Origin of the sequence: Thiobacillus sp. 65-1402, from assembly GCF_001897685.1 — a bacterium.
Classification (GTDB): Bacteria; Pseudomonadota; Gammaproteobacteria; order Burkholderiales; family Thiobacillaceae; genus Thiobacillus.
This window is the reverse complement of sequence record NZ_MKUG01000051.1, coordinates 14475-28235: the sequence shown is the minus strand read 5'-3', so window position 1 is coordinate 28235 and position 13761 is coordinate 14475. Positions and strand designations below refer to the sequence as shown.

Genomic DNA, 13761 nt, shown 5'->3' with positions numbered 1-13761 from the left:
CAAGGCAAGCAACAAACCGGCCGCGATGCGGCCGCAACAAGGGAAAAAAGCATGACAAGATTTAGAGCAGGCATTGTCGGCGCGGGTGTGGCCGGCGCCAGCTGTGCAGGAAAACTCGCCGCAGCGGGTTGGGATGTCGACGTCTACGACAAGGCGCGCGGCGCCGGCGGGCGCTTGTCGACCAGGCGCATGGAACAAGGCTGGGCATCGCTGGCGAGCCCGTTTCTTTCGGCCCGGCGCGATCCCTTCCGCAGCCAGCTGCGCGACTGGGTGCGCCAGGGCTGGGTCGCTCCGGTGCGCGGCAACATCTGGCAGGGGCGCGCCACCGTGTCGTGGGCGCAGGCGCAGCTGCAAAACCATTACCGGCCCACCATCGAGCCTTCGCAACTGGTGCACCATTTGCTGGGCGATGCGCGTCTGCACACCCTGAGCCCGGTCGCGGCGTTGCAGCCGCGCACCATCGTCCTGGAAAACGGCCGGACGCTTGGCGATTACGATTGCATCATCTGCAGCGTCCCCGCCCCGCAAGCCCTCCCCATGCTCGATGCGCTGCCGCTGCTGCGCGAGCGCCTGGGCGAAGTGCGCTATCGCCCGATCTGGTCGTTCCTGATGCGCTGGGAGGGCGGCCCGGCGGCGGATGTCATCAAGTTCGACGACCATTTGCTGAATCTGGCAGTGCGCCAGGCATTCAATGGCTCCGGTCTGTGGGCGGTGTACAGCAGCCACGAATTCGCCGAAACCTACCTCGAAGCCCCGATCGAAGAGGCCAGCACCCGCGCCGCTTCGGCCTTGATGGGGCTGCTCGGCCTGCCATGCCCGGTCGACGTCGAGGCCGCCCACCTGTGGCGCTACGCCTTGCCGCAAACCTCGGTCGGCGGCTACTGGCTGGGCGACCGCGAAAACCGGGTCGCCCTGATTGGCGACAGCATCGCCGGCGCGGGAATCGAGCGCGCCTGGGAAAGCGGCCAGCGGCTGGCCCAGGCGCTGCTCCAGGCCGAGGAAGAACTGGCGATCTGAGCCGCCGCGGCGGCACCTCAAGGATCGGCGATGACGTAACGGTCGCGCCCGCTTTTCTTCCCATCGTAAAGCGCCAGGTCGGCACGCATGATGGCACTGGAGAGGTCGTCCTGCTCGCGCACCCGGGCCAGGCCGAGGGTGACGGTCAGCGCCAGCAGGGCGCCATCGGGAATCGGCACGGAGGCGCCGCGGACCGCAGCCAGAAGGCGTTGCGCGGACTGCTCGGCCTCTGCGACCGACTTGCATTGCAACAGCCAGAGAAATTCTTCCCCGCCAAACCGATACAGCGGCTCGTTGCTTCGCAGGGTGCCTTTCAGGATGCCGGCCAGCTGGCGTAAAACCATGTCGCCCACCAGATGGCCATGGGTGTCGTTGACCGGCTTGAAATGGTCCACATCGATCATCGCGACATACAGCAGGGTGCGGTTGCGCCGGGCTTCCTTGCGGTACAGGGCGAAATCGTTTTCGATGCCGTAGCGCAGGGGCAGTCCGGTCAGCGGATCGTGCCGCACGGCCTGGGTAAGAATCAATGTCTTGAAGCGGGCCAGCAGGACGAGCAGTTCGGATTGCGACTGCTCGAATGTCTCCAGGTCGGCGTGGTTGCCTGGCTGGCCGGCCAGCATCCGGGTGCAGATGGAACGAATGGCGTCATGCATGGTTTTGTGAACCGCTTCCACGCACCGTGAGGATGGCGCATCAAGCGCCTCAAAATGGTCCCGGCTCGACATGAACCAGTTCCCGAAATGGCAAAGGGTGTGTGCCAGCGGGTCGAGCACGTCTTCGCCCGGGACCGTGCGCAGCACCGCACAGCGCAGTATCCGGCGCGTCCAGTTCATGTGCGCCTCGACCGCGGCATCGAGTTCGGCGATAAAAATATCGGCTTCGGAGGGGAGAGCTGGCATGGGTGCGTTGCTAGTGTCGCGACTGGATGATCGTCCGGTGTCGCGACTGGATGATCGTCCGGCAATCCTAGCTTGCCGCGGTCCACATGGCAAGGCTAAACATCGCGTGCCACGCGAAATCCAAGATTGATGTCCAGCTCGTTTTCCAGGCGCCGCCGCCGTGCTGCGCCACGGCTGTCTTCGGGGCCGTCGAACCACGATCCGCCCTTGGCGACGACGGCTTGCGGTTTGCCGGGCAGGGGGCGCTCCGGCAGGCTGGCGTGGTCGCGGGTCCAGGGGCTGGCCGTGTATTCCCACACGTTGCCCGGCATATCGTGCAGGCCCCAGCGGTTGGGACGCAATTTGCCGACCTCCATGGCGCCGCAGCGGACGAAACAGCGCGACAGCAGGCGCGGACGCCGTGCGCGCCCGGCGTCGAAATCCTGGCGGGTGTTGTAGTGTGCCTCTGCCGGGGTGATGCGGTTGCCCTGCGGGTAGGCGCTTGCGGCCCCGGCGCGGTAGGCGTATTCCCATTCCTGCTCGGTGGGCAGACGGTAGCGCTGCCCGGTCTGCCGGGAGAGCCAGGCGCAATAATCGCGCGCATCGCTCTGCCGCACGTTGACGACCGGCTTGCGGCCGGACAGCCACAGCAGCTCCGTGCGCCGCTGCCAGCCGGTGGCGCGGGCATAGGCTTCGAATTCTTCGGTGGTGACCGGGTAAACGCCCATGGCGAAGCTGCGTTCGATCAGGGCGGTGCGGCGCGGGCGTTCCTGGGCCGGCGCATTTTCCTCGGCGGCGGCACCGTATTCGAATGTGCCCGCGGGAACGACAAGCAGCGCGGGCGCGGGCGTTCCGTCAGGCAAATCGTCGCGGAAATGCGGGTCGGGCAGTCCCAGCGCGCGCGCGGCGCGCATTTGCAAGGCGATCAGTTCGCCTTCGTGCATGGCGAAGGTGTCGGGCAGGGCGGCGGTGGGGAAGTCGGGGATCATGAGGAAGCGGTGCGTGCAGGGTTTGATTATGCCATTTCGATGCCGCTGCTCACCGGCGAGCAGGCGCTGGCCCTCGAGGGCATTGCCGGCCACCGGAATGTTCCTGCGCGAGTTCAACCATTGCCGCAAACAGGTACGGGCAGCGGCCTGGCCGCTCCGCTCGGGCGGCCATCCAGCCGCAGGATGAAATCGTCGGTCAGCGGCTCGGGGCGGTGGATTGCGTAGCCCTGGGCATAATCGACGCCCATGCCGAACAGCAGTTCGGCGGTGGCGGTGTCCTCCACATATTCGGCGACGGTGCGCAGACCCATGACATGGCCGATATTGTTGATCGCCTCCACCATGGCGCGGTCGGTGGCGTCCTCGCGCATGTTGCGCACAAACGCGCCGTCGATCTTCAGGTAATCCACGTTCAACTGCCGCAGGTAGCCGAACGAGGACATGCCGCTGCCGAAATCGTCCAGCGAAAAATGGCAGCCCAGCTCGCGCAGGGTCTGGATGAACTCGGCGGCCGCGCGCAGATTGGCCACCGCGGCGGTCTCGGTGATCTCGAAGCAGACATGCTGCGGCGGCACCCCGGTCTGCTCGAACTGCGCCAGAATGTACGGCAGCATGGCCTTGTCGCCGAGCGATTGGCCGGACAGATTGATGGCGCAGCTGGAATCCACGGAAACCGCCGGGCGCCGGGACAGCCTCGCCAATACGTTGCGAATGACCCAGCGATCCAGGGCGGGCATCATGCCGTAACGCTCGGCGGCGGGAATGAAGGACATCGGCGGCACCAGCCGGCCCGCCTCGCCCACCATGCGCACCAATATTTCCAGATGCGGCTTCAGCCCGGAGTGCGCGTCGAGGGGCAGGATCTTTTGCACATACAGCAGCAGGCGGTCTTCCTGGATGGCTTGCGAGAGTTGCTGGGACCAGCTCATTTCACCGGTGCGCTGCATGGTTTCCTTGTCGTCCGGCTCGAATATGTGCACCTGGTTGCGTCCCTTGTCCTTGGCCACATAACAGGCGGCGTCCACCGTGCTCAACAATTGCGCGGCAGTGCCGGAATCGGCGGTAATGGGCGCCACGCCGATGCTGACGCCGACATCGAAGGGCTTGTTTTCCCACATGAAGCGGAATTGGGCGACGGTGCTTCTGAGCATTTCCGCCATTTCGGCCGCCTTGTCCAGCGGGCAGTTTTCCAGCAGCAGGCCGAATTCGTCGCCGCCCAGCCGGCCCAGGCTGTCGCTGCTGCGCATTTTTTAGGCGAGTCTGGCCGTCAACTGGCGAAGCAGTTCATCGCCCGCGACGTGTCCGCAGGTGTCGTTCACGATCTTGAACTGATCCAGGTCCAGATACAGCAGCGCGTGTTCGCGCCGCAGCGTGCGGGCATCCTGCAGCAACCATTCCAGCCTGCGCTCGAACTCGGTCCGGTTGATGAGCCGGGTCAGGGCATCGTGGCTGGCTGCCCAGCTCAGCTGGCGCGAAAGCTCGCGGGAACTGGTGACGTCGTGCAGCACCAGGATCGCGCCTCTGATCCGGCCATCGGGCGCGTGAATCGGGCTGGCCGTCAGCTCTACGGCATAGCGCCGTCCGTCCCTCGCCGTGAGCTGGCTGGAATCGCCGCACGATTCGACCCAGGCCCCGATCTGCAGGGCGTCCAGAACGCTGTCCACGGGGTCCTCGCTATCCTCGGTGGTCAGATGCAGGACATCCGTCAAGGCCTTGCCCCGCGCATCGCCATCGCTCCAGCCTGTCATGCGCTCGGCGACCGGGTTGAGGAAAGTCACCGCGCCGCGCTCATCGGCGCTGATCACCGCATCGCCGATGGACTGGAGGGTGATTTGAGCGCGTTCCTTCTCCTGCTGAAGTTCGGTTTCGATCACGGAGGCCCGGCGGATCACGTAGAAAGCGACCAGGCTGCCCACCAGCAGGGTGAGCAGCCCGAACACCAGCATCAGGTGGAGTGCGTCCTGGAAGGCGCGCTTGGCCTTGTCTTGTGCGATCCGGGTGGCCTTTTGCTGGAATTCGAGCATCAGGGTCAGCTGCGCCATGACCTGGTTCTGCACCGGCACGACCTGGTGATAGAGCAGATGCTGCGCGGCGTCTAGCTTGCCTTCGTCCAGCAAGGCCAGGACGGCGTTCTGCGCATTCTCTCCCTGCCTTGCCAGCAGCAGGGAATCGTCCAGATAAACCCGTTCCTGCCGGCTCAATCCGCTTACCATGAGGCCGGTTCGGGCCTGGATGAACAGGCCCGCATGCCCGCTGAAACGCTGCCGGAGTTCGTCCCGGTCGAAGGGATCGGCGGCATGCGCCATGTGATACAGGATCATGGCCCGTTCGCGCGCGGCATGGCGCATTTCCCAGACCAGCGCCATCTTGGCGTTGTGCGTCCTGACGATCGCTTCCAGATTTTCGTTCATGACGCTCATGCGGCTCAACCCCGCCACCATGAGCGCCACCATCAGACCCAGCATCAAAGCGAAACCAGAAAAGCTCAAATTTCTTGTCGATTGCACCCGGCCGCTTCCCCTGATTTTTCTCATCACTATAACTAACGGACTGCCGCACCGAAAAAACAGGGCTGTTTCAAATTTCATGGGGCCGAGCCGATGATTTACGCAACTTGAGCGCCGGGTCGACGATGGCGGAACGCCGGGCGAACCGCCGGCGGCGGCCGGATTGCCGATGCCGTGCGGCAGTTCCGATAAAATTCACCGATAGGCTCATTCATGGAAATGCATGAGGCCGGCATCTCCATGCACCCACAGGATCCTTCCGGATGACCGCTCGCTCGACCGCCTCCCAGGCTCCCGCGCCGCTGGAACATTGGCACACGCTGTCCGGCGAGGCCGTGCAGCGGCGGTGGCGGACGGGGCCGGACGGCCTCAGCGAAACCGAGGCGCGGCGCCGCCTTGGCCAGTACGGAGCGAACCGGCTGGCACCGCCGAAGCGCCGCGGCCCGCTGCTGCGCCTGCTGATGCAGTTCCACAATATCCTGCTCTACGTGATGCTGGGCGCCGCAGCGATCACGGCCTTTCTCGGCCACTGGATCGATACCGGCGTGCTGCTCGCCGCGGTGGTGATCAACGCACTCATCGGCTTTCTCCAGGAAGGCAAGGCCGAAGCCGCGCTGGACGCCATTCGCGCCATGCTTTCGCCGCATGCCACCGTGATCCGCGGCGGCAGCCGGCGCGAGATCGAGGCCGCCGGCCTGGTGCCGGGCGATCTGGTCCTGCTCGCCTCCGGCGATCGCGTTCCGGCGGATTTGCGCCTGATCTCGGTAAAGGAACTGCGCGTCGAGGAAGCCGCCTTGACCGGGGAATCGCTGCCATCCGAGAAGTCGGACGCGGCGGTCGCCCTCGACGCGCCGCTGGGCGACCGCTGCGGCATGGCCTATTCGGGCACGCTCGTAGTCCATGGCCAGGCCAGCGGCATTGTCGTCGCCACCGGCAGCGCCACCGAACTGGGCAAGATCAACCGCATGCTCGCCGGCATCCAGAGCCTGACCACGCCGCTGCTGCGCCAGATCGACCGTTTCGGCCGCATCCTGGCGCTGGCGATTCTGGTCATGGCCGCCGCGACCTTCCTGCTCGGTACGCAGTTGCGCGATCATGCCGCCGCAGAAATGTTCATGATGGTCGTGGCCCTGGCAGCGTCGGCCATACCGGAGGGGCTGCCGGCGATCATGACGGTCACGCTCGCCCTCGGGGTCCAGCGCATGGCGCGGCGCAATGCAATCATCCGGCGCCTGCCGGCCGTCGAGACGCTGGGCTCGGTCACGGTGATCTGTTCCGACAAGACCGGCACCCTGACGCGCAACGAAATGACCGTTCAGCGCGTGATCTGCGCCGGCCACGAGTTCGCCGTCGGCGGCATCGGCTATGCGCCGGTCGGCGATTTCAGCATCGACGGGCGCATCGTCGACACCGAGCGTTATCCCGCCCTGGCCCTGGCGGTGCGTGCCGGCGTGCTGTGCAACGATGCCCGCCTGCGCCAGGAAGAGGGGTTGTGGCGGATGGAGGGCGATCCCACCGAGGGCGCCTTGCTCGTCCTCGGCGACAAGGCCGGTTTCACTCGGGATGCGGGCGACGCGGCCTGGCCCCGCATCGACTCCATCCCGTTCGAGTCCGAACACCGTTTCATGGCCACGTATCACCGCGACGCCGACGGCGAGCCGTGGATTTTCGTCAAGGGCGCGCCCGAGCGCATCCTCGGCATCTGCGATCGGCAGTTCAACCACGACGGCGAACGCCCGCTCGATGCCGATTACTGGCGCCGCATGGCCACCGGCACCGCTGCCCAGGGCCTGCGCCTGCTTGCGCTCGCCTGCAAGCGCGCCGCCCCGGCGGGCGAGCGCCTGGGGTTCGGGGACGTCGAGGCCGGCTATACCCTGCTCGCCTTGGTCGGCATCGTCGACCCGCCGCGCGAAGAGGCGATCCGCGCCGTGGGCGACTGCCACCGCGCCGGCATCCGCATCAAGATGATCACCGGCGATCACGTCGAAACGGCGCGCGCCATCGGCGCGCAGCTTGCCATCGGCATCGGCAGGCCGGCCGTCACCGGCGCCGAGGTCGCGGCGATGGACGATGCGGTGCTGCGCCGCGTGGCGATGGAGGTGGACGTCTTTGCCCGCGCCAGCCCGGAACACAAGCTGCGCCTGGTCCAGGCCCTGCAGGACGACGGCCAGGTGGTGGCGATGACCGGGGACGGCGTGAACGACGCGCCTGCGCTCAAGCGCGCCGACGTCGGCGTGGCGATGGGGATGAAAGGTACCGAGGCGGCCAAGGAAGCCGCCGACATGGTGCTCGCCGACGACAACTTCGCCACCATCGCCACCGCCGTGCGGGAGGGGCGGGCGGTCTACGACAACCTGAAGAAATTCATCCTCTTCATGCTGCCGACCAATGGCGGCGAGGCCCTGGTGGTGATTGCCGCAATCCTGTTCGAACTCACGCTGCCGCTTGCGCCCGCCCAGGTTCTATGGATCAACATGGTCACCTCGAGCACGCTCGGGCTGGCGCTCGCCTTCGAACCCGCCGAACGCGGCATCATGGCGCGCCATCCGCGGCCGCCGGGCGAAGCCCTGTTGTCGGGCTTCTTCGTCTGGCGGGTGCTGATGGTCTCCGTCCTGATGATGACCGGTGCGCTCGGTCTTTTTCTGTGGGAGCTGCAGATCGGCACCAGCATCGAAACCGCGCGCACGATGGCGGTCAATGCCGTCGTGGCCGCCGAAATGTTCTACCTGATCAACAGCCGCTTCATCTTCGCCCCGGTGCTCAACCGCAGCGGGCTGACCGGAAACCGCTATGTCCTGCTGGCCATCGCCGCCTGCATCCCCCTGCAGCTGGCATTCACCTATCTGCCGGCGATGCAGGCGGTGTTCGGCTCGGCCGGCCTGTCGGCACTCGAATGGCTCAAGGTCGCGGGCGCCGGGCTGCTGGTGTTCGGCGTGGCGGAACTGGAAAAACTGGTCATCCGGCGCACGGGACTCATGGCGCGCCTGGCCCACGCCTGAGGCGTGGGCGGATCAGCCCCGCTTGCCGTCGACCCGCGGGCGCAGCAGCATGGGCGCGTACACCGCCACGAACACGCCGAATGCCGCCACCCACAGCAGCCCGGCAGCGGCCATTCCGGGCGCATAGGCCGCCGGAAACAGCAGCGGCAGCAGCACCCGGATCAGCGCCGCGAGATTGACCGCCGCGAAAGCCAGCGTCATCACCGGGGCAGGCTCCAGCAGGCGGCCGGTGTGGCCGAGCGACACCCGCGCCATCATGCCCAGGGTCAGCACGCCGATGCCGCCGGCGGTGAACGCGTGCAGCGCGCTGAGCGCCGCGGCGCCCACTCCCGCCGCCGCCAGCGCGAGCAGCGCGAAGCCGAGCGCGATCCAGGCATACCCCAGATGCAGGATCCACAGCAGCGGCACCGCCCAGAACTTGCGCGTGTACCAGCCGGCCAGCCGGATGAAATGAGCCGCCGCCACGACGGCGGCGAGCAGCGCGGTGACCGGTGAAACGGGGGCGATCAGGGCGGCGAGCAGCGCGCCGAGGGTGGCGGCCGGCAACAGCCGTTCGATGAGGTTCCAGCGGCGGGCGCGGGTGCCCAGCTTGTTGTCGGTGAAGCTGGGAATCACCCGCCCCCCCATCACAACCATGATCATCACCACCGCATAGGTAGCCAGATACAGGCCGAGGCTGGCACTGGCGCGGGTCCAGCCGAGCGCTTCCAGATGCACCAGCGCGTTGGCCGCCGTCAGCGCCAGCAGCAAAACGGGGAAAGGATAGTTGTGCAGCTGCTTCGCCTTGTGGATGGGCAGTGCGAGCGCAAGCGCCAGCAGCGGCAGGAACGACAGGTCGACGGCCGCGACCAGTCCCGGCGGCAGGCCGGGAACCAGGAATCCCGCCCGCCCCGCCAGCCACAGCAGGAACAGCGCGGCCAGCGGCCGGCCCGACGGCATGGCAAGGCCGGTCCAGTTCTGCGCCGCCGTGAGCAAGAATCCCGCGATCACCGCCACGGCGAAACCGAACAGCATTTCATGGCCATGCCAGACAGAAGGGCGCCATGCACCGAGGTCGATGCCTCCCTGCAGCACGGCCAGCCACAGCCCCATCAGCAGCACGGCATAGATGCCCGCTGCCAGGAAAAACGGCCGGAAACCGAGGGCGAATGGCGCATAGCCAACGGCGGGAGTAGGCTTGCGCGTGCTTTCAATACGGGGCGGGGATGTGCTCATTGCGCTTGACTGGAAAATAGAAAAGGGCCGGGCATGCCCGACCCGGAAAGTATAGGCCGATCAGGCCCATGCCAGGTCGGCACGGGCAAGCGCGGGCTTGGCTGCGGTCAGCCCGTGCTCCAGGCGCGCGGGCGCCGCATGCCGGCAATTTTGCAGGCCTGCTTCACGTAGCCGTACGGGAACAGTTCGAACAGTTTCTTCTGGGCATCCTTCCCCATGCGTTCGGCCAGATGCTTGATGACGAAACGGGCATCCGCCGCAACCTGGTGTTCTTCGTAATATTCGCGCATGAAGCGGATGGCATCCCAGTGGTCGTCGTTGAGCTGGATGTTTTCGTCTTCCGCAAGTGCCCGCGCCACATCCTCGTTCCAGTCGCCGGGTTCAATCAAATATCCCTCCGCATCGCGTTCGGGCAAATCGATAGCCATCTTCCGGTTCTCCTTCCTGATTCCGTTAAAGAAGTATCCATGATACATCTTTATCCATCAAGTTCCGCCGCCGTGGAACTCGACCCCAGGCTGGCGTTCCGGCAATTCCTCCACCAGCAGTTCGCGCCGGCTGTGCGCCAGCGCGTCGACGCCTGCCTCGTTCAGATACGATTTGGCATCGGCGACCGCTGCCGCCAGCAATTCGGCCGCCAGCGCGCTGGGATCGTGGCCCACGGATTTGGCCAGCGCCCGCAGTTCGAAACAGGGATCCTGCGGCAGGCGGATTTCCAGCGGCTTGCCGCCGCCCTGCGGCGCAGGCATCGGCTCGCCGCCTGGCCCGGCCTGCAGCCGGTCCATCACCTCGGCAATCCGGGAGGCGACCGAAGGCGCCGGTCCGGCCGGTCTGAGCCGGATCTTGTTGACGAAATACTTCTCGAAGTCGACCTTGGCCTGGTGCACCCAGCGCCCCTGGCGCATCCAGTTGATGTCGCGCAAGGGCACCTGCGGCTCCGACAGATAAGTCGCGCCGGTGCTGCCCATGTCGGTCAGCCACTTGGCGCGCTGCGGAACATGGCTCGTCAGCGCTTCGTCGCGGATGAGGGCGAGGATGTTCTGCACCGCGATCGCGCTGGCCTTCTGGATCGAATACACCGAATCCGGCGCGCCCACCGCGACGGGCGTTTTTTCCACCGGCGGCTGCGCCACGCAGGCGCCGATGGCGAACACGTTGGGATAGTCCGGGTTGCGCAGGTATTCGTCCACCACCACCAGCCCGCGCTCGTTCACCAGTCCGCGCGCATTGCGCACCCCCGGCACGCCGCCGAAGGCGGGCCAGTACACCGAATAGGCGTAGGGCAGGGCATGCGTCTGTTTTTCGTTGCCGGCGGCGTCGAGTTCCACCACGTGGATCGTATCCTTGTCGACCCGCACGGTACGCGCGTTGCAGATTGCGCTGATGCGGGTATCGGCCAGCGCCGCGGTCACTGCGCCGCGGCTGGCGCCTTCGCCGCCCACGCCGAGATGGCCGGGCCAGGGTTCGGGGGTCACCAGGGTGATCGACACCCGCTCGCGGATGTTGCGGCGCTTGAGGTCGGCGTCGACCAGGAAGGCATATTCGTAGATCGGCCCCAGCACGCTCGCCCCCGCGGCCGCCCCCACCACGATGGGGCCGGGGCGGCGGACGAACTCGCGGTAGGCCGCCAGGGCGCGCTCGGCCTGGTCGATGTGGAGCACCGACTGGGTGTGCTCGGCGAGGCCGGGGATGTCGTCGGACAGGCCGGTCACGCCGGTGGCGATCAGCAGATAGTCGTAGAACAGCACGTCGCCGTTTTCCAGGTCGACCTGGATGACGTCGGGCTGGATGCGCTTGACCCCGCTGTGGACGAACCTGATGCCGCGCGCCTCGAAATAGGGTGCGATGGGGAAGGCGATGTCGGAACGCTCGCGCCAGCCCATGGCGATCCAGGGATTGGACGGCACGAAATGGAAGTAGGGCTTGTCGGATACCACGGTCACTTCGTCGTGAGGGCCGAGTTGCGCTTTCAATGCGTAGGCCGCAGACACGCCCGCGATGCCGGCCCCCAGGATGACAACATGCGTCATTTCAGTCTCCTAAATTCGGTTGGGATCGGCCGCTTCAGCCGCGCGGGCGTACGAGCTGCCAGGCACGGGCCGCGTAGGTCGTTGCGGCGAAGCCGCTCCAGACGTGCACCAGACGCGTGAACGGAAAGACGAGGAAAATCGTCATGCCGAGGAACAGGTGCGTCTTGAATACCCAGCCCGTGCCTGCCAGCATCTCGACCGCACCGCTGCGGAAGGTGACGATGTGCTGCGCCCATTCGGCCAGCCGGAGCATCATGCTGCCGTCCAGATGCTGCGCCGACAGCGGGATGGTGGCGAGGCCGAGCGCAAGCTGCAGCCACAGCAGCAGCAGGATCAGGACGTCGCTGGGTTTGGAGGTGGCGCGGATGCGCGGTTCGGTCAGCCGCCGGTGCAGCAGCAGGGACAGGCCGATGAAAGCCAGCACCCCGGCGGTGCCGCCCGACACCATCGCCAGGATCTGCTTGGCGCCGGAGCTGATGAAGGGCTCGTAGACGAAGTGCGGCGTCAGCATGCCGACAAAGTGGCCGAAGAACAGGAACAGCACGCCGATGTGGAACAGGTTGCTGCCCAGCCGCAACTGGCCGCTGCGCAACAACTGCGACGAATCGCTCTTCCAGGTGTACTGCTCGCGGTCGAAGCGGACCAGGCTGCCGAGCAGGAATATCGCCAGGGCGATATACGGGTAGATCCCGAACAGGAAATATTGCGAGTAGGACATTTTCCGATCCTCCTGTAATCAATGCGTTTGGGCAGGGGCGGCCGGCCGGCGCGACGCCGGCATCTGCACCACCGCGACTTGCGGGCCGGGATTCATCAAGGGCTCGACGCCATCCATCGACGGGCCGAACATCTCCATTGCCTCGTCCATGTCGCGCACCGGCGGCTCGGCCAGTTCCTGCGCCGCCACCGGCGACAGCGCTTCCAGCAACTGGAATGCAGCGGCATACGGGCTGCCGTTGGCATCCAGCTTGCGGCCGACGGCGGCGAGCACGTGCACGGCGTCGCCCAGCAGTTCGAGGGCCTCGTCGGCCGGCAGCAGCGAGAGGAATTCGAGGAACAGCGGCACGTAGTCGGGCAGCTCGGCGGCGCTGGCGTCGAAGTCGTGCTTCCAGTATTCCTCCAGCAGGTCGACCATCGCCGAGCCGCGGTCGCGCGATTCGCCGTGGATGTGCTCGAACAGGTGCAGCGAATGCGACGGATTGCGGTCGAAGGTGGCGACGTAGTTTTCCTGCAGCGCGATCAATTCCGACTCGTGCAGCAGGTCGAGCAACGGCGCCAGGCGGACGGTGGCATTGCCGTTGAACCCGGCTTCGTCCAGCAGTGCGGCATGCATCTCGGGCAGGGCCGACAGCCAGTCGGATTCCGGATACATCAACAGCATTGAAATGACTTTGAAGGTTTTCATCGTGCGGGCTCCTCAACCGGTTTTCTTCCTGGCGTGCAGCTGCGACAGGTCGACCGGCACCGAATTCTTGCGGTTGCCGAACAGGCTCGGCTTGGAGACGCCGTCCGAGCAGCCGTTGCCGAAGGTGAAGCCGCAGCTCGACTTCTCCTCGAAGGTGTTGATCGTCTCCTCGCGGTGGGTGGTGGGAACGACGAAGCGGTCCTCGTAATTGGCGATGGCGAGATAACGGTACATCTCGTCGGCCTGCGCCGAGGAGAGCCCGACCTGGTCGAGCGCGGCGGTGTTGGGCTTGCCTTCCACCGACTTGCCGCGCATGTAGGCGCGCATCGCCAGCAGGCGGTCGAGCGCCGTGACCACCGGCTTCTCCTTGCCGCCGGTCAGGAGGTTGGCGAGGTAGGTGATCGGGATGCGCAGCGATTTGGTGTCGGGGATGATGCCGTTCATACCCATCCGGCCGGACTCGGCGGCGGCCTGGATCGGCGAAAGCGGCGGCACGTACCACACCATCGGCAGGGTGCGGTACTCGGGATGCAGCGGGAAGGCGATCTTCCAGTCGATCGCCATCTTGTATACCGGCGACTTCACTGCGGCCTGGTCGTCGTTCTTCGCCAGCAGGCCCTTCAGCACGGAGACTGCAGTCGCGCCCTTGGCGACGGGCCTGAAGGCGAGGTGCTGGTTGCCGGGAGTGAGGTTGCAGCCGCAGGTGTCACACATTTTT

10 protein-coding genes and 1 pseudogene are annotated in these 13761 nt (G+C 66.1%); 2 read left to right on the top strand and 9 right to left on the bottom strand.

The features are described 5' to 3' along the window. Positions 1-51 precede the first annotated feature (51 nt). Entirely contained in the window at positions 52-1017 is a 966-nt protein-coding gene (locus tag BGO62_RS04295) for an NAD(P)-binding protein (RefSeq protein WP_296639649.1), read from the top strand. A 17-nt stretch (positions 1018-1034) separates the two neighbouring features. On the opposite strand, the gene BGO62_RS04290 is transcribed toward BGO62_RS04295, so the two are convergent. The 3 genes and pseudogenes from BGO62_RS04290 to BGO62_RS16355 all read right to left on the bottom strand — a co-directional run bounded on the left by BGO62_RS04290 (position 1035) and on the right by BGO62_RS16355 (position 4833). Then, complete coding sequence (locus BGO62_RS04290) at positions 1035-1919, bottom strand: diguanylate cyclase (protein ID WP_296639647.1); 885 nt, start codon at positions 1917-1919, stop codon at positions 1035-1037. Between the two features lie 95 nt (positions 1920-2014). Next, a complete protein-coding gene (locus tag BGO62_RS04285; RefSeq protein WP_296639646.1) occupies positions 2015-2980 on the bottom strand; it encodes an SUMF1/EgtB/PvdO family nonheme iron enzyme in 966 nt (321 codons plus the stop codon). Between the two features lie 20 nt (positions 2981-3000). Continuing rightward, positions 3001-4833 (bottom strand): annotated as a pseudogene (locus tag BGO62_RS16355) (EAL domain-containing protein). Positions 4834-5657: 824 nt separating this feature from the next. Between BGO62_RS16355 and BGO62_RS04270 the strand changes: the two are divergent. Then, entirely contained in the window at positions 5658-8393 is a 2736-nt protein-coding gene (locus tag BGO62_RS04270) for a cation-transporting P-type ATPase (RefSeq protein WP_296639644.1), read from the top strand. Positions 8394-8405: 12 nt separating this feature from the next. On the opposite strand, the gene BGO62_RS04265 is transcribed toward BGO62_RS04270, so the two are convergent. From BGO62_RS04265 to BGO62_RS04240, 6 genes are all read right to left on the bottom strand, one after another. Further along, a complete protein-coding gene (locus BGO62_RS04265) occupies positions 8406-9608 on the bottom strand; it encodes an NnrS family protein (RefSeq protein WP_296639642.1) in 1203 nt (400 codons plus the stop codon). 107 nt (positions 9609-9715) lie between these two features. Further along, a complete protein-coding gene (locus BGO62_RS04260) occupies positions 9716-10036 on the bottom strand; it encodes a TusE/DsrC/DsvC family sulfur relay protein (protein ID WP_296639639.1) in 321 nt (106 codons plus the stop codon). Positions 10037-10093: 57 nt separating this feature from the next. Then, positions 10094-11638, bottom strand: coding sequence for an FAD-dependent oxidoreductase (locus BGO62_RS04255; protein ID WP_296639636.1), 1545 nt, complete (start codon positions 11636-11638; stop codon positions 10094-10096). A gap of 34 nt (positions 11639-11672) precedes the next feature. Continuing rightward, positions 11673-12356: a respiratory nitrate reductase subunit gamma gene (narI, locus tag BGO62_RS04250; RefSeq protein WP_296639635.1), complete on the bottom strand. Its 684-nt coding sequence runs from the start codon at positions 12354-12356 to the stop codon at positions 11673-11675. 18 nt (positions 12357-12374) lie between these two features. Further along, positions 12375-13043 carry a nitrate reductase molybdenum cofactor assembly chaperone gene (gene narJ, locus BGO62_RS04245; protein WP_296639634.1) on the bottom strand — a complete coding sequence of 223 codons (669 nt, stop codon included), beginning with the start codon at positions 13041-13043 and terminating at the stop codon, positions 12375-12377. 12 nt (positions 13044-13055) lie between these two features. Next, positions 13056-13757 carry a hypothetical protein gene (locus BGO62_RS04240; protein ID WP_296639632.1) on the bottom strand — a complete coding sequence of 234 codons (702 nt, stop codon included), beginning with the start codon at positions 13755-13757 and terminating at the stop codon, positions 13056-13058. Between the last annotated feature and the right edge of the window lie 4 nt (positions 13758-13761).